At 65.0% G+C, this 16955-nt stretch carries 14 protein-coding genes; 10 read left to right on the top strand and 4 right to left on the bottom strand.

What is annotated here, in order from left to right; all coding sequences use genetic code 11:
• Positions 1–79 precede the first annotated feature (79 nt).
• Together OKW28_RS02665 and OKW28_RS02660 are read right to left on the bottom strand one after the other, a co-directional pair.
• Positions 80–493 (bottom strand): DoxX family protein, encoded by a 414-nt coding sequence (locus tag OKW28_RS02665; RefSeq protein WP_429443662.1) that lies wholly within the window; start codon positions 491–493, stop codon positions 80–82.
• A 97-nt stretch (positions 494–590) separates the two neighbouring features.
• On the bottom strand, positions 591–1316 hold the full coding sequence (locus OKW28_RS02660; RefSeq protein ID WP_184035495.1) for a pirin family protein: 726 nt from the start codon (positions 1314–1316) through the stop codon (positions 591–593).
• 138 nt (positions 1317–1454) lie between these two features.
• On the opposite strand from OKW28_RS02660, the gene OKW28_RS02655 reads away from it, so the two are divergent.
• Positions 1455–2366: a LysR family transcriptional regulator gene (locus tag OKW28_RS02655; RefSeq protein ID WP_429443661.1), complete on the top strand. Its 912-nt coding sequence runs from the start codon at positions 1455–1457 to the stop codon at positions 2364–2366.
• Positions 2367–2381: 15 nt separating this feature from the next.
• On the opposite strand, the gene OKW28_RS02650 is transcribed toward OKW28_RS02655, so the two are convergent.
• Positions 2382–3398 carry a 1-aminocyclopropane-1-carboxylate deaminase gene (locus OKW28_RS02650; protein WP_429443660.1) on the bottom strand — a complete coding sequence of 339 codons (1017 nt, stop codon included), beginning with the start codon at positions 3396–3398 and terminating at the stop codon, positions 2382–2384.
• Positions 3399–3538: 140 nt separating this feature from the next.
• Here OKW28_RS02650 and OKW28_RS02645 point away from each other — a divergent pair, with 140 nt between their 5' ends.
• The 9 genes from OKW28_RS02645 (at position 3539) to OKW28_RS02605 (ending at position 15902) form a co-directional block, all read left to right on the top strand.
• Positions 3539–4054: an Lrp/AsnC family transcriptional regulator gene (locus tag OKW28_RS02645; RefSeq protein ID WP_429443659.1), complete on the top strand. Its 516-nt coding sequence runs from the start codon at positions 3539–3541 to the stop codon at positions 4052–4054.
• A 147-nt stretch (positions 4055–4201) separates the two neighbouring features.
• Positions 4202–4960, top strand: a complete 759-nt coding sequence (gene msrA, locus OKW28_RS02640) for a peptide-methionine (S)-S-oxide reductase MsrA (protein WP_429443658.1) — start codon at positions 4202–4204, stop codon at positions 4958–4960.
• 356 nt (positions 4961–5316) lie between these two features.
• Complete coding sequence (locus tag OKW28_RS02635; RefSeq protein WP_429443657.1) at positions 5317–6216, top strand: MipA/OmpV family protein; 900 nt, start codon at positions 5317–5319, stop codon at positions 6214–6216.
• Between the two features lie 119 nt (positions 6217–6335).
• Positions 6336–8456, top strand: a complete 2121-nt coding sequence (gene katE, locus OKW28_RS02630; RefSeq protein WP_429443656.1) for a catalase HPII — start codon at positions 6336–6338, stop codon at positions 8454–8456.
• Between the two features lie 261 nt (positions 8457–8717).
• A complete protein-coding gene (locus OKW28_RS02625; RefSeq protein WP_429446822.1) occupies positions 8718–12302 on the top strand; it encodes a response regulator in 3585 nt (1194 codons plus the stop codon).
• A gap of 34 nt (positions 12303–12336) precedes the next feature.
• Positions 12337–13182 carry a CheR family methyltransferase gene (locus OKW28_RS02620; RefSeq protein WP_429443655.1) on the top strand — a complete coding sequence of 282 codons (846 nt, stop codon included), beginning with the start codon at positions 12337–12339 and terminating at the stop codon, positions 13180–13182.
• A 10-nt stretch (positions 13183–13192) separates the two neighbouring features.
• Positions 13193–13837 carry a chemotaxis protein CheB gene (locus OKW28_RS02615; protein ID WP_429443654.1) on the top strand — a complete coding sequence of 215 codons (645 nt, stop codon included), beginning with the start codon at positions 13193–13195 and terminating at the stop codon, positions 13835–13837.
• Between the two features lie 9 nt (positions 13838–13846).
• The gene (locus tag OKW28_RS02610) at positions 13847–14974 is read left to right on the top strand and encodes a hybrid sensor histidine kinase/response regulator (RefSeq protein WP_429443653.1); all 1128 of its coding nucleotides are present in this window, start codon (positions 13847–13849) and stop codon (positions 14972–14974) included.
• A 103-nt stretch (positions 14975–15077) separates the two neighbouring features.
• Positions 15078–15902, top strand: coding sequence for a helix-turn-helix transcriptional regulator (locus tag OKW28_RS02605; protein ID WP_429443652.1), 825 nt, complete (start codon positions 15078–15080; stop codon positions 15900–15902).
• Between the two features lie 58 nt (positions 15903–15960).
• On the opposite strand, the gene OKW28_RS02600 is transcribed toward OKW28_RS02605, so the two are convergent.
• Entirely contained in the window at positions 15961–16902 is a 942-nt protein-coding gene (locus tag OKW28_RS02600; RefSeq protein WP_429443651.1) for a LysR family transcriptional regulator, read from the bottom strand.
• Positions 16903–16955 lie beyond the last annotated feature (53 nt).

Here is a 16955-nt window from a genome sequence, read left to right as displayed (position 1 = left end):
CGGACCCGCATGCCGGGTGGTGTGGCAGGGGCGCAGCCTCAGGCTGCCCCCTATGCCGATTAAAGCACGGGAATCGGTATCACCGCCGGTCGAACGAATACTTGCCGGCGCCGGTCACGCACAACAGCAGCAACCCGCCGATGATGCCGATGTTCTTGTAGAAATGAATCATATTGTCGTACTGCATCGCGCCCGTCATGTTCCAGTAGTGATGGCCGATGATTGCGGTGCCGAGCGTATACACCGCAAGCAGCAGCGCCAGCGGTCGCGTGAAAAATCCCACTAACAGCGCGACGCCCACCACAAGCTCCATCATCACCGCGATAACAGCCGACAACGCCGGCACGGGCGCGCCGGTCGACGTCATATAAGCGACGGTGCCGGCAAAGCCGGTCAGCTTCGACCAGCCGAACATCACGAACAGCACCATCAGCAGGATTCGAGCGACGAGAACGACGACGTCTTTCTGGTTTTCAAACAGTGTGTAGCGCATGATTTTTCCCGATAGGGTAGAGGGATGAAGCTCGCTGGAAATCGTCGTCCAGCGAGCCGCGTTCAGGTTTGAGTCAATAGCGGCGCAAGCGGAGCGCTCATGCCCACAACGCCGAGGTTTCGATATTACGCAGGTCGAACACGAGCACTTCCGCATCGCGGCCCTGCGTGAACGTCAGCGCTTCTTCACCCCGCACCCGCGCGCCGTCACCCTCGCCAAGCTCGACGCCATTCACCGTGACGCTGCCGCGCGCCACCTGAACATATGCATAGCGGTCCTTCGCGAGTTCGAGCCGCGCGGTTTCCTCGCCGTTGAACAGACCGGCATACACGCGCGCATCCTGTTGCAACTGCAGCGAACCGTTCGCACCGTCCGGCGACAGCACGAGCCGCAGCACACCGCGCTTGTCGGCCGCGCCGAAGTGCTGTTGCTGGTAGCGCGGCTTCGTGCCTTGCTGGGCCGGCGCGATCCAGATCTGCAGGAAGTGCACCGGCTCGCTCTTCGAATGGTTGTATTCGCTGTGCGCCACACCGGTGCCCGCACTCATCAACTGGATGTCGCCCGGCACGATCACCGAGCCCGTGCCCATCGTGTCCTTGTGTTCGAGCGCGCCTTCGAGCACGTACGAAAAGATCTCCATGTCGCGGTGCGGATGCTTGCCGAAGCCCTGCGCCGGCGCTACACGGTCGTCGTTGATCACGAGCAGGTCGGAAAAGCCGTTCTGCTTCGGATCGTGATAGTGCGCGAACGAAAACGTATGACGCGAACTGAGCCAGCCGTGTTCCGCGCGGCCACGTTGGTTGGCGTGTCTGATTTCGAGCATGCTGTTTTCTCCTTCAGTTTTGTCGTTTGATCCGGGCCAGATGTTTGGCTGCGATCCATGAACGACAGTGTAGGTCAATCCAGATGTTTATAATCATGATAAAACCGGAAACACTGTCGCAAAGGAGTGGACAATACGATGCAACTCGATGACATGCGCATCTTCGTCGCGACCGTCGACGCTCACAATTTCACCGCCGCGGCGAACCGGCTGTCGCTGTCGAAACAGTTCGTGAGCCGCCGTGTGATGGCGCTCGAGGAAGCGCTCGGTGTGCAACTGCTGATCCGCAACACGCGCAAGCTGGCGGTGACCGATCTGGGTCAGGAGTTCTACGAGCGCGCGAAGCGCATCCTCGGCGAGGTCGAGGACGCCGAGCAGGCGATGTCGCTGCGCCGCGCCGGGCCGCGCGGGCTGCTACGCGCGAGCGCGCCGATGTCGTTCGGCATGATGCATCTGTCGCCGCTCGTCGCGGCGTTTCTGCGCGAGCATCGCGACGTGCGCTTCGACATGGAACTGAGCGACCGCGCCGTCGATGTGGTCGGGGAAGGCTTCGACATGGCGATCCGTATCGGCACGCTGGCGGATTCGTCGCTGATCGCGCAAAAGCTGATCGATGTGAAGATGGTCGCGTGCTGCAGCCCCGGTTATCTGCGCCGGCGTGGCAGCCCGGCCGTGCCTGGCGATCTCGCGAACCACGAATGTCTGCTGTACGGCCACGGCGGCGTGGTGAGCTGGGACTTCAGCGTCGAGGGCGTGGTGAAGAGCGTCGAGGTGCGCGGGCCGTTACGCGCCAATAACGGCGATCTGATTCGCGATGCGGCCGTTGCGGGACTTGGAATCGTTCGGCTGCCGGATTTCATCGTCGCCGATGCGCTCGCAAGCGGACAACTCGTGCCCGTGCTCGAAGCGTTCCTGCCGTCGGCGACGGGCGTCTATGCCGTGTATCCGCAGCATCGGCAAAGCTCGGTCACGATCCGGGCATTCGTCGAGTTTCTGCGCAGGCATCTGAGGAAGAAGCTCGCGACCGAACCGCGGACGCCCGTCGGCTAAATCCCCTAGACCGCATCAACCGTTGCGGAAGATAAAGCTGTACGCGCTCAACGCCGGCACGCCGCCCAGGTGCGCATAAAGTACGCGCGAGCCGGCCGGAAATTCGCCGTTACGCACCTTGTCGATCATGCCGTGCATCGACTTACCTTCGTACACCGGATCGGTCAGCATGCCTTCGAGCCGCGCGCACAGACGGATCGCCTCGAGCGTGCCGTCGTTCGGCAGACCGTATTCCGGGCCGCCGTAGCGCTCGTCGAGCACGATGTCCTTCGCGGTGATGTCGCGGCCCAGCTCGACGCTCTCGGCGGTCCGCTTCGCGATGCGCGTGATCTGCTCGCGTGTCTGCGCCGGTTTCGCCGATGCGTCGATGCCGATCACCCGATCGGCAAAGCCGTCGGCGGCGAAACCGACGACCATGCCAGCCTGCGTGCTACCCGTCACCGAGCACACGACGATGTAGTCGAACTTGAAGCCTAGTTCGGCTTCCTGCTGACGCACCTCTTCGGCAAAGCCGACGAAGCCGAGGCCGCCGAGCGGATGGTCCGAGCAGCCGGCCGGAATCGCGTACGGCTTGCCGCCGGCTGCGCGCACGCTGTCGAGCGCGTCTTCCCAGCTCTTGCGAAAGCCGATGTCGAAGCCGTCCGGCACGAGCCGCACGTCGGCGCCCATCATGCGCGACATCTGGATGTTGCCGACGCGGTCGTACACCGCATCCGAGTAGTTGACCCAGTTCTCCTGCACGAGCACGCACTTCAGGCCGAGATGCGCGGCAACCGCCGCGACCTGGCGCGTCTGGTTGGACTGGATGCCGCCGATCGACACGAGCGTGTCGCAGCCCTGCGCGAGCGCGTCGGGGATCAGATATTCGAGCTTGCGGGTCTTGTTGCCGCCGAACGCGAGGCCGCTATTGCAGTCCTCGCGCTTGGCATACAGCTCGACCTTGCCGCCGAGATGCTCGCTCAGACGCTTGAGCGGTTGAATTGGCGTCGGTCCGAAGGTGAGCGGGTAGCGGGGGAATTGTTGCAGGTTCATCGCGGCTCCGTGGTGGGGTGATTTCCATGAGCTCATGTTAGGAAAAACCGCTAGAAATGAGCTTGCGAAAAAAGTCGCTCAGACGTATTTTTCGAAATCAAAGAACATCCGATTTCTAACAAAACTTCGAACATATGGTCATGAGCGCAACGAAAGTTCGTGCTGGAGCGACACCTTCGGGCATCGGCGCGATTCGCCACCCGCTCGATCGCATCGATCGCGCGATCCTGCGGCAGTTGCAAACCGACGCGTCGATTTCGAACGTGGCGCTCGCCGCGAAAGTGAAGCTGAGCGCGCCGGCGTGTTTGCGGCGCGTCGAACGCTTGAAGGAATCGGGGCTGATTCGCGGCGTGGTCGCGCTGCTCGATCCAAAGGCGGCCGGCGCGGGCATGCTCGTGATCATCGGCGTGGTACTGGATCGCTCGACGCCCGAGTCGTTCGCCGAGTTCGAGAAGGCCGCGCAGAAAGTGGCCGGCTGCATGGAGTGCCACGTGGTGACCGGCGAGTTCGACTATTTCATGGTGATCCGCACGCGCGACAGCGACAGCTTCAATCGACTGCACGCCGAGCAGTTGCTGTATCTGCCGGGCGTACGGCAGATCCGCTCATTCATGGTGCTGAAGGAAATCCTGTCGACCACGAAATTTCCGCTGTGAGCCGCGCGGCCGCGCCGCCGGCCGCGAAAGCGCGCATGCTGTCATAAACGCCGCGCCCGCGCGACCAAGCTTCGGCGCACCCGCATGCGGCCGTGGCAGCACCGTGCCAAAGCGGGCGGGCGCCGGCACTTTTCCGGAGCGACCATCATGACTCGCAACAGACCGCAATTCCTTACATCGTTCGGCGGCATCTCGAAACGCTCACGCGCGGCCGTGCTGTCGCTGCTGCTAGGCGCGGCCGCGCTCGCGTTGCCGCTCGCGCAGCGCGTCGCGTTCGCGGCGGAGAGCGCCGTCGTGATCGCGCCGCCCGCGCTCGACGAACCGATCCCGGCCAGCACCGCGCACGAGGAAACCGCGGTGTTCGCGGGTGGCTGCTTCTGGGGCGTCCAGGGGGTGTTCCAGCATGTGCGCGGTGTCACGCGGGCGGTGTCCGGCTACTCGGGCGGCTCACGCGACACCGCGCAGTACGAGACCGTCAGCGGCGGCGAGACGGGGCACGCCGAATCGGTGCAGGTCACGTTCGATCCTGGCAAGGTCACCTACGGCCAGTTGCTGCAGGTGTATTTCTCGGTGGTTCAGGACCCGACCGAGCTGAATCGTCAGGGGCCCGACAGCGGCACGCAATACCGCTCCGCGATCTTTCCGCTGAACGACGCGCAACGGCACGTCGCGCAAGGCTACATTGCGCAGCTCGACAAGTCGCACGTGTTCCCCGCGCCGATCGTCACGAAGACGGAGCCCTACAAGGGCTTCTATCCGGCCGAGTCGTATCACCAGAACTATCTGACCTTGCATCCCGATTCGGCCTACATCGTGTTCAATGACATGCCGAAAATCGCCAACCTGAAACGCCTGTTCCCCAACCTGTATCGCGACAAGCCGGTGCTCGTCGAAGCAGGCCAATAACCCCCTCTGAACGGCGGCGCCAGCGGCGCCGCCGCAGCGCCGGACCGTCTTCGGGTTACGCCTTGGGTCGCGCTCGTCATCAATCTTCCACAGAGTTGGCGCATATCTTGCGGAGCAATGTTCCGTTGGCCATTGTCCACGTCACCGCGGCGTGCAAGGACTGTGTGCAGTGGCCACACGAGCGCGGGGGGCATGCGGGCTCGCCGCGCCTCGTGCGCATCGCGCTGCCCGCTTCATCGATTGGAAAAATTACACGCCGTAAGTAACAGCGCGGCGGTCGTCCGCGTTTTTGGGTCCGCGCTGGACCCCGGGCGAAAACCTAACCTCATCGCGACGAGCGAAATTGGAGGCTTCCGGTGGTCAACAGCCGTAGAAAGAAGCGGGGCGCCATGCCTCGCCATAAACAAACCGGCATCGCGGCGAGCTCGCTCGTCGCCGCGACCTTGGGCGCGATGGCCTGCGTGCCGGGTGTGGTCTTCGCGCAGACGCCGTCGCCGCTCGGCGAATGGCAATATTCGGTGGGCATTCCGCTGCAGAAGATGTGGCAGCCGAACATTCCCGACTGGCAACTGCGCTTCGGCGTGGCCACATCGTTCCAGCCGCGCTTCGAAGGATCGGACCGCTATCACCTGGTGACCGGCCCGAGCATCGACGTGCGCTACAAGGATCTGTTCTTTCTGTCGAGCGGCGAAGGCTTCGGCGTGAATTTCGCGCAGGGCGAGAACTGGCGCATGAGTCTCGCCGCGGTCTACGACCTCGGGCGACGCGGCCAGGACGATCCGCAGGAACTCAACGGGCTCGGCAACATCAACCCGGCGCCCGGTCTGAAGCTTTCGGGCGAGTACGTCGTGTCGAAGGATTTTCCGCTCGTCCTGCGCGCCGATATACGCCGCTATTTCGGCGGATCGAACGGCTGGATCGGCGATCTCGGCGCCTATATGCCGATGCCCGGCAGCACCAGGCAGTTCTTCTGGTTCGCCGGCCCGAACGTCGTGCTCGCGGACTCCAAGTACATGAACAGCTGGTTCGGCGTCAATCAGGAGCAGGCCGCGCACTCGCAGTATCCGCAGTACCACGCGAGCGCGGGCTTCAAGTCGGTGGGTTTCGGCGTCAGCGCGATCTGGCTGTTCAGCAAGCACTGGTTCGCGACCGCCGACGGCGCGTTCGAGCAGCTCGTCGGCAGCGCGGGCAACAGTCCGATTACCCGCAGCCGCGCGACCGGCGTCGCCGACGTGTCGATCAACTACCGGTTCTGACGCAACGCCGCCGCGCAGCCACTGCGCCGTGACTTGGTGGGTATAGCCCTTGCTGACTCTGTGATCGCGCGCCGCGACGCCTGCGTCGCCGCGCGCCCGAACACAAGGAGTCGATCCCCATGGCAGGTAAAGCGAATACCCAGAAGGCCGCGGCCCAGGCAAACGGGGCAGCGCAGTCGAACGACGCGAAATCGAACGATCTCGAACGCAATCGCGTGAAGCCGCAAGGCGAGGCCCTGAGGACCAATCAGGGCGTCAAGATCGCCGACAACCAGAACACGTTGCGTGCGGGACCGCGCGGTCCATCGCTGCTCGAAGATTTCATCATGCGTGAAAAGATCACGCACTTCGACCACGAGCGCATTCCCGAACGGATCGTGCACGCGCGTGGCTCGGCCGCGCATGGTGTCTTCAAGGTCTACGAATCGATGCGCGAGTACACCAAGGCCGCGTTTTTGCAGGACCCGGCCGCCGAAACGCCGGTCTATGTGCGTTTCTCGACCGTGCAAGGTCCGCGCGGCTCTGCCGACACCGTGCGCGACGTGCGCGGCTTCGCGACGAAGTTCTACACGCAGGAAGGCAATTTCGATCTGGTCGGCAACAACATGCCGGTGTTCTTCATCCAGGACGCGATCAAGTTTCCTGACTTCGTGCACGCGGTGAAACCGGAAGCACCGAACGAAATGCCGACCGGCGGGTCCGCGCACGACACGTTCTGGGACTTCGTCTCGCTCGTGCCCGAATCGGCGCACATGGTGCTGTGGACGATGTCGGACCGCGCGATTCCGCGCAGCTTACGGACGATGGAAGGTTTCGGCGTTCACACGTTCCGCTTCGTCAATGCGCAGGGCAAAGCTCGTTTCGTCAAGTTCCACTGGCGTCCCGTGCTCGGCTCGTATTCGCTGCTGTGGGACGAAGCGCAGAAGCTCGCGGGCAAGGACCCGGACTTTCACCGGCGCGACCTATGGGAAGCGATCGAGCGCGGCGATTATCCGGAGTACGAACTGGGGGTGCAGATCGTCGAGGAAGCCGACGAGCACAAGTTCGATTTCGACCTGCTCGATCCGACCAAGCTGATTCCGGAAGAGCTGGTGGCGGTGAAAATCATCGGCAAGATGACGCTCAATCGCAATCCGGACAACTTCTTCGCCGAGACCGAACAGGCCGCGTTCCATCCGGGGCATATCGTGCCGGGCATCGATTTCACCAACGATCCGTTGCTGCAGGGGCGTTTGTTCTCGTACACGGACACTCAGATCAGCCGCCTCGGTGGCCCGAACTTTCACGAGATTCCGATCAACCGGCCGGTCTGCCCATCCGTCAACAATCAACGCGATGCGATGCATCGGCAGGCGATCCATGTCGGCCAGGCGTCGTACGAGCCGAACTCGCTGAACGACGGCTGGCCGAAGGAAACCGATCCGGCCGCTGAAGATGGCGGCTTCGACAGCTATCAGGAACGCGCCGAGGGCACGAAGATTCGCGTGCGCAGCGACTCGTTCGCCGATCATTTCTCGCAGGCCGCGTTGTTCTACAACAGCATGTCGCAGCCGGAAAAAGACCATATCGCGGCGGCCTATCAGTTCGAGCTCGGCAAGGTGACGAAGCCCGAGATTCGCGCGCGCCAGGTCAACGAGATTCTCGCGAACTTCGACGCCGATCTCGCCGCGAAGGTCGCTGAAGGACTCGGCTTGCCGGCGCCGAAAAAGGGCACGGCGAAACTCGTCGGGCCGAAGACGTCGCCGGCGTTGAGTCTGCTCAATCGCGTGAAGCCCGGCATCAAGACCCGCAAGATCGCGCTGCTCGCCGCACCCGGCTCCGATGGCGCGGCGATCAAACAGTTGCAGCAGGCGCTCACGGGTGAAGGCGCAACGCCGATGCTGATCTCGCCGACGCTCGCCGAGATAGATGGCCTCGCGCCCGACGCGACGATCGCCGGGCTGCCATCGGTGATGTTCGACGCGGTGATCGTCGTCGGCGGCGAGAAGGGGGCGAAGGCACTGTCGCAATCGGGCGATGCGCGGCACTTCGTGCTCGAAGCGTTCAAGCATCTGAAGGCGATCGCGGCGCTCGGCGCGGGGCGCGACGTGCTCGCGGCCGCGCAGTTGCCCGCGCAGCCGGACGGCGTGGCGACCGGCGAGGACTCGCAGTCCGCCGATGTGTTGAAGGCGTTCATCAAGGCCGCCGGACAGCATCGCGTGTGGTCGCGCGCGGCGCAGGCGGAATCGGTGCCGGCCTGAGCGGGCCGAGCCGGTTGCGCTGATGCGCTGCCGCGTTAGCCTCTGAACGGTGCTGAGCATAGCTGAAACGCGGCGCGTCGATGCGCGTCGATGCAGGAGCCTGGCCGGTGTTAGCCGGCCAGGTTGTTTTTGCATTCCGCGTCGCGCGCGTGCGGGTCGTCCTTGTATGATGACAGCGGTCGCATTGCGGCACTCAACACCGTGCGCAGACCCGAAAAACATTCCGCATCGACCCGATTCGCCATGCCACTTACAGAACAAATGACCGCATCGCAGGCCGTCGATCAACTCCGTTTCCGCCGCATCCTTCGCCGCAATATCGCGCTGCCTTTGGGCGCCGGCCTCGTCACGATGGCGCTGTTCGTCGGCTTGATCGCGTATCTCGTGTCGACGATGAACTGGGTCGAGCACTCCGGGCGCGTGATCGGCGACGCCAACGAAATGCTGCGGCTCGCGGTGGATCGCGAATCGTCGATGCGCGGCTTTCTGATCACCGGTAACGAGAGTTTCCTCCCGCCGTATGAAAACGGCGGCCCGAAATTCAAGTCACAGCTCGAAGCGTTGAAAAAGCAGGTCGCCGACAACCCGCCGCAAATCGAGCGGCTCAAGCAGATCGAGGCCTTGCAGGAGCGTTGGAGCCGCTTCGCCGAACAGATCATCGACGCGCGCCGCCGCAACCAGGACTATGAGAGCGCGATCGCAGCGGGGCGCGGCAGGCTCGAATTCGACGAAATGCGCCGCGAATTCGGCGCTTTTCTCGACGTCGAATTGCGCTTGCGCCAGCGGCGCGCCGAAGCGACGCGCAACGTGACGGCGATACTGGTCGGCGTGTTCCTGGTGTTCAGCCTCGTCGTCAGCGGCCTGCTCGCATGGCGGGGTCGTCGCGAACTGCTGGACCTGTCCGAGACCTATGACGACGTGCTGCGCCGTCAGGCCGAACAGACCGCGCTGCTCGAGCAGCAGGTCTGGTTGCGCTCGGGCCAGCGGCTGCTCGCGGACAAGATCGTCGGGCAGACGAGCGCGCCGCTCGTCGGCCGCGCGATGCTCGAGTTTCTCGCCCAATATCTCGATGCGGTCGTCGCCGCGTTGTACGTGCGCGACAGGCAGAGCGGCACGCTGCGCCGCATCGCCGCGTACGGCTATAGCCGTGACAGCGAGCAGACGGCCACTCTGAGTTTCGAGGAGGGTGAAACGCTGGTCGGCCAGGCCGCGCGCTCGCGCCGCACGCTGGTATTGCGCGACGTGCCGGCCGATTACGTGCGGGTCGTGTCGGCGACGGGCAGCGGTGCGCCGCGCAATCTGCTGATCCTGCCGATCGACAACGACGGCCAGGTCAACGGCGTCGTCGAAATGGGCTTCCTGCGCGAGGTGACGCCGCGCGACGAAGAGTTCATGGAGCTGATCCGCCACAGCATGGGCAATTTTCTCGAGGCGGCGCTGTATCGCGAACGCCTGCAGGATGCGCTCGCCGAGACGCAGCAGCTGAACGAGGAGTTGCAGGTCCAGCAGGAGGAGTTGCGGGTCTCCAACGAAGGGCTCGAGGAACGCGGCCGCGCGCTGTTGGAATCGCAACGGCGCCTCGAAGCGCAGCAGGCCGAGCTCGAACAGACCAACGTGCGGCTCGAGGAATATGCGCAGCGGCTGGAGCGGCAAAAATCGGATCTGCTGCGCGTGCAGAACGATCTGGCGGCCAATGCGGAGCGCCTCGAACAGTCGAGCCGCTACAAGTCCGAGTTCCTCGCGAACATGTCGCACGAATTGCGCACGCCGCTGAACAGCTCGCTGATTCTCGCGAAGCTGCTGCAGCAGAATCGCAGTGGCAATCTGACCGATGAGCAGGTGCGCTACGCGGAGACGATCCACGCGTCGAACAGCGATCTGCTCGTGCTGATCAACGACATTCTCGACCTGTCGAAGGTCGAGGCGGGTCAATTGACGGTCGAGCACGAAACGGTGTCGATCGAGGCGACGCTGCAATCGCTCGAAGAAATGGTTCGTCCGATCGCGGCGACCAAGCACTTGCGTCTCGCCTTCGACAAGTTGCCGGGCACGCCCGATACGTTCGTCACCGATGGCCTGCGGCTCACGCAGATTCTGCGCAACCTGCTGTCGAACGCGGTGAAGTTCACCGAGCGCGGCGAGGTCACGCTCGAGGTCGCCAGGGTCGAGGACAACGTGCTGCGCTTCGATGTGCGCGATTCGGGCATCGGTATTCCGGCCGATAAGCTCGACATGATCTTCGAGGCGTTCCAGCAGGCCGATGGCTCGACGAGCCGTCAATATGGGGGCAGCGGCCTCGGGCTGTCGATTTCGCGCGAGTTCTCGCGGCTGCTGGGCGGGCGCATCACGGTGGCGAGCGAAGTCGGCAAGGGCAGCGTGTTTTCGCTGTGGCTGCCGCTCGATGCGCGCGTGAGCGCGGACAGCGCGATGACGAGCGTCGCCACGCTGAACGCGCTGAACGCGCTGAACGCGGGCATGGGCGCGCAGGCGACGGCGGAAGCGCCGTTGTTGCGCACGCCGCTCGACACCGCACCCGCCGCGGTGATCCCGCCACCGAATGGTCTGGCAAGCCGGGCGCCGCCCACCGCGTCGCGCGAAGCCTTGCTGCCCGGCGCCGCCCAGCCCGCCGCCGCGTCGATAGCCGACGATCGCGACAATCGCACCCGCGCGGGCCGTCTGATCGTCGCGGTCGAAGACGATCCGCCGTTCGCCGCGATTCTGCGCGATCTCGTGCACGAACTCGACTTCGACTTCGTGCACGCGAGCGATGCCGCGAGCGGCCTCGCGCTGGTGCGCGACATGCGGCCGGCCGCGGTGCTGCTCGACGTCGGTCTGCCGGACCGCTCGGGCCTCACGGTGCTCGAATGGCTGAAGAACGATCCGCTGACTCGCCACATTCCGATCCATATCGTGTCGGCCACCGATCACGCCGACAAGGCGCTGCACCTCGGCGCGATCGGCTACACGCTGAAGCCGACCGCGCGCTCGACGATGGAGGCCGCGATCCGCCGCCTCGAAGCGCGGCTGCAACAGCGCCTGAAGCGCGTGCTGGTGATCGAGGACGACGCGCCGATGCGCGAAAGCATCCGCGCGCTGCTGCAAAGCGAGAACACCGGGATCGTCGTGGTCGCGACGCTCGCCGAAGCGTTCGAGCAACTGTCGGCGCTGACGTTCGACTGCGTCGTCACCGATCTCGCGCTGCCGGACGGCACCGGCTACGATCTGCTCGAACGCCTCGCCGCGAACAGCGCGCATGCATCGCTGCCAGTGATCGTCTACACGGGCCGCATGTTGCCCGACGAAGAGGAGCACCGGCTGCGCCGCTACTCGAAGTCGATCATCATCAAGGGCGCGAAATCGCCGGAGCGTCTGCTCGATGAAGTCACGCTGTTTCTGCATAGCGTCGAGTCGTCGCTCGCGCCGGAGCAGCAGCGCATGCTGCGCACCGTGCGGCAACGCGACAATGCGTTCGAGGGCCGCACGATCCTGCTCGCCGAAGACGACGTGCGCAACATCTTCGCGCTGTCGCACGTGCTGGAGCCACTCGGCGCGAAACTGCTGATCGCGCGCAACGGCCGCGAGGCGCTCGACCAACTGGAGAACGGGCCGGAAGTACATCTGGTGCTGATGGAAATCATGATGCCCGAGATGGACGGCCTGACCGCGATGGGCGAGATTCGCCGCAATCCGCGCTTCGCGCATCTGCCGATCATCGCGCTGACCGCGAAGGCGATGGCGAACGATCGCACGCGCTGCCTCGAAGCGGGTGCCGACGACTACGTGTCGAAACCGATCGACGTCGACAAGCTCGTCGCGCTGTGCCGCGTGTGGCTGCGGCAGCGCTGACGGCGCGAGCGTTGGCACGGAAGCGAGAAACGCGATGAAACCGTCCGCATCTGAGGTACCGCACCGCATCAGCGATTTCGACATCGAGCTGCGGCTGCTGCTCGAGGCGATCTATCTGAAGTATCAGCACGACTTTCGCCACTACGCGATGTCGTCGCTGCGCCGCCGCCTCACGCAGGCGCTCGATGAATTCAACGTGGAGACGCTGTCGCAATTGCAGGACCGCATCATGCGCGACGGCTACGAGTTTTCGCGGCTGTTCCGCTACCTGACCCTGCAGGTCAGCGACATGTTTCGCGATCCGTCGTATTTCCTCGCGCTGCGCGAGCACGTGCTGCCGCGTTTGCGCACCTACCCGTCGATCAAGGTGTGGGTCGCCGGATGCAGCACCGGCGAGGAGCTGTGGTCGCTGAAGATCCTGTTCGACGAGGAGGGTCTCACCGAGCGCACGCTGTTCTACGCGACCGACATCAACCCCGACGCGCTCGCGCGCGCGGAGGCGGGCATCTACGCGCTCGAACGCATCCAGGGTTTCACGCAGAACTATCTGGCGGCGGGCGGCACGCGTTCGCTGTCGGATTACTATCATGCAGCGTATGGCAGCGCGCGCTTTGCCGGCTCGCTGAAAGAGCGCGTGGTGTTCGCCGATCACAGCCTGTCCACCGACGAGGTGTTCCTCGAAGCGCATCTGGTGTCGTGCCGCAACGTGCTGATCTATTTCGATCGCGGCTTGCAGGATCGCGCGTTGGGGCTGTTCGAGAACGCACTGGTGCGGCGCGGCTTTCTCGGCCTGGGCAGCAAGGAAACCCTGCGGTTTTCACATCACTACCCGGCGTTCGACGAGTTTCGCGCGGCCGAACGCATTTATCAGAAGCGTTAGCGAGGTCGCGATGCCACGCTCGACCAGTGAACCCCCGCCCACCCAGGCCGCCGACGCCAGCAGCGCCGCGCGGGCGCACGCGCGGCGCGGCTATCAGCTGGTCGTGATCGGCGGGTCGGCGGGCGGCATCGAGGTGCTCAACGTGCTGCTCGCCGCGCTGCCCGCGCGCTTCGCGGCAGCCGTGATGATCGTCGCGCATCTGCCGCCCGATTCGCCGAGCTATCTGGTGCCGGCGATCGCGCATCGCTGCGCGCTGCCGGTGCTCGAACCCGATGCGGGGGAGCTGATCCTGCCGGGCCGCGTGTACGTCGCGCCGCCCGGTTATCACATGCTCGTCGAAGTGGACCGCACGGTCGCGCTGTCGACCGCTGAGGCGGTGCGCTTCTCGCGGCCGTCGATCGACGTGCTGTTCGAATCGGCCGCCGCGGTGTACGGCGAGCGGCTGCTTGCGATCCTGCTGTCCGGCGCCAACGACGACGGCGCGCACGGGCTCGAACGCGTGCGCGCGCTCGGCGGCGCCGCGTGGGTGCAGGACCCCGGCAGCGCCGGTGCACCGGAGATGCCGCGCGCCGCGATCGAGCGCGGCGCGGCCGACGCGATCTACAATCCCGCAGCCCTGGCGAAGCGCCTTGCCGCGCTGCCGCCTTCCCTCTGATCCGGTGCCATGACGAACTCACCTGTGAACATCCTGATCGTCGACGACATCGTCCACAACATCACCGCGCTGGAAGCGTTGCTCGCGCGGCCCGAGGTCGCGGTGCTGGTCGCCGACTGCGGCACCGCCGCGCTCGATCTGCTGCTCAAGCACGAAGTCGCGCTGGCGATTCTCGACGTCAATATGCCCGGCATGAACGGCTTCGAGCTGGCGGCGCTGATGCGCGGCAGCCCGCGCACGTCGCAGGTGCCGATCATCTTCCTGACCGCGACCGCGCAGGACGCGTCGCGCACGTTCCGTGGCTATGAGGCGGGCGCGGTCGACTTCCTGTACAAGCCGTTCGATCCGCGCATCCTGCAGTCGAAGGTCGACGTATTCGTGCAGCTGGAGCAGCAGAAGCGCCAGCTCGCCGCGCAACTGGTGACGACGCGCCAGATGCTCGAAGCGAACGAGATGCTGATGGCGGTGCTCAGTCACGATCTGCGCACGCCGCTCGGCGCGGTGCTGGCGTCGGCGGAATACCTGATGCGCACGGCCGCCGACGAGCAGGCCGCAACCGTCGCCGCGCGCGTGAAGAACAGCTCCCTGCGCATGGCGCGGATGGTCGATCAGCTGCTGAACCTCGCGCGCCTGCAAGGCGGACGTCTGCCGTTGCAGCCGCGCTCGATCGAACTCGCGACGCTGTGCCGCTCGGTCATCGACGAATTCGCATCGCGGGAGAGCGGCAAGCAGATCCTGTTCACCTGCACCGGCAATACGGCCGGCGCGTGGGATACCGATCTCGTGTGGCAGGCGGTGTCGAATCTCGTCAGCAACGCGCTGCATCATGGGGCGCCGGAGGGCGATATCGGCGTGGAGGTCGATGGCGACGCCGAGGATTGCGTGCGCCTGAAGGTGTCCAATCGCGGCACGATTCCGGCGGAGGTGTTTCCGCATCTGTTCAAGGCGTTCGTGTCGAACGGCAACGGCGCGCGCTCGCGCGAAGGGCTCGGGCTCGGTCTGCATATCGTGCAGCAGATCGCGCGCATGCATGGCGGCGACGTCAGCGTCGTATCCACGGACGAGTCCGGCACGACCTTTACGATCGAATTGCCGAGGACGGTGGCGTTGCAGCGGGGGTCGTTTACCCGGCGATAAAGCATCGCCGGGCCAGCGATCACACCGGTAGGCCAGCGCCGCGTGCCCGCTGTGCTACGCTTGCCGCAACCCAATTCACGCAGCGCAAGCACGAATCCCCATCATGCGTTCCTGGCGCCTCGCATCACCGCAGCGCAGCGGTCAGATCAGCACCGCGCTCGCCACCGATCTCGTCATGGCGATCTCCCACCCGGATGCCGACGCGCTCGCCGCGAGCATTCTGCTGACGGTTGGCGAATCGTTGTCGCTGCCCGTCTCGCAGTGCACGATCTTCGCGTATGAGTTCGACGCGCGACCCCATACGGTGTCGGCGGCCGACCATCGCGGCGGGCATTTTCTGCGCGACGTCGCCGAACGCTACGCCGCGCATTTCTATGCGCTCGACGGCAATCGCGCGATCATCGGTCAATCGAACCACAGCCGGCGCACCGCTTCGCGCGATGCGCTGGTGCTGCATCAGCAGCGCGGCGACGAAATCGAAAACGAAGCGTACCGCGCGGCCTGCTACGCGCAGCCGAACGTATCGGACCGGCTGTCGTTGCTCGTGCAGCCGGCGGATAGCGTGTGGCTGTCGATCAACCTGTATCGCGACCGCGCGTACGGCGTGTTCGCGCCGGGCGAACTGGAGCGGATCGAAAGCGTCGCGCCGCTGTTCGCGCATGCGGCGAAGGGCCAATACGCGCTGAACGGGCAACATCAGCAGGGCACCGGTGCGGCGATGCTCGCGCGCGTGCGGCGCGCATGCCCGACGCTGACGCCGCGCGAGCTCGACGTGTTGCGTGGCACGCTCGATGGCGCGAGCGCGGCCGAGATCGCCGGGCAGATGGGCGTGAAGCCAGCGAGCGTCGTCACGTACCAGAAGCGCGCATACGCGCGGCTCGGGATTTCAAATCAGCGGCAACTGTTCGCGTTGTGTATGCAGCCCTAGCTGCACATCTGTCGAAACTCGCGCCGAAGCGCGCCTCGCATCGCGCTTCGAGTCCGCTTCAACTCCGCTTACCCCGCGCCTCGGCCTGCGTCTCCCGATCCCAGCGTTTCAACCACGGCATCACGAAATCCGCGAAGCCGTCGGCCGATGGCGACAGCGCACGCTCGGTCGACCGATACACGCACACCTCGCGAATCGTTTCAGGATCGACGATGCGCTTCATCACGAGCCCGAAGGTCCGCGCGAGCGGTGCGACATAGGCTGGCGCGAGCGTGACCGCCAGCCCTCGCGCGGCGAGGCCGAACGCGGTGGTCACGTTGTCGACGACATCGACGGGAATGATGCGCGCCTCGACCGGCAGATTGGCGAGCATCTGGTCGACCGCGCGCTCGTGGTCGCGGCCGGTCGCGACGATCGGCACGTCGCGCAGATGCTGCCACTGCACGCGGCGGCGCGCGGCGAGCGGATGCGCGGCCGAGCACCACATGACCCACGGACTCGCGAACGCGGGCTCGGAGCGCACGCGCGGCCCGCTTTGCCGGTCCGGGCCGATCGCGAGATCGATGTCGCCGCTCTCGACGCGCTCCACCAGTTGCTCGACCACGGTATCGCAGACGCGCACGACCACCTTCGGCTTGTCGCGCGCGTATTCGGCGATCGCCGCGGGCAGCGCCGTCGACGCGATGACGAGCGGCGCGCCGACCCGCACGATGCCGGCCGCGCGGTTGCGGATATCGTCGGCGGATTGGGCGGCTGCGCGCACGTGGCGCAGCACCGATTCGGCCGACGCCAGAAAGTCCTGCCCCGCGCTGGACAGCGCGACGCGCCGCGTGGTGCGATCGAACAGCCGGAAGCCGAGCTCCGTTTCGAGTTCGGCAAGCAACTGGCTGACCGCCGACGAGGTCAGTCCGAGCCGCTGCGCCGCCGCGCCGATGCTGTGCATATCGACGATGGCGAGGAACGCTTCGAATTGACGGATCGTGACGCGGGTAAGAGGCATACGATCGATTCTAAAGAAAAACTTACGAATCGTGAAAAATCGATTGATTGTGT

It is taken from the genome of Paraburkholderia sp. 40, assembly GCF_050434105.1.
GTDB lineage: Bacteria > Pseudomonadota > Gammaproteobacteria > Burkholderiales > Burkholderiaceae > Paraburkholderia > Paraburkholderia tuberum.
The sequence above is the reverse complement of the archived record's forward strand: the minus strand, read 5'-3'. Positions and strand labels throughout refer to the sequence as shown.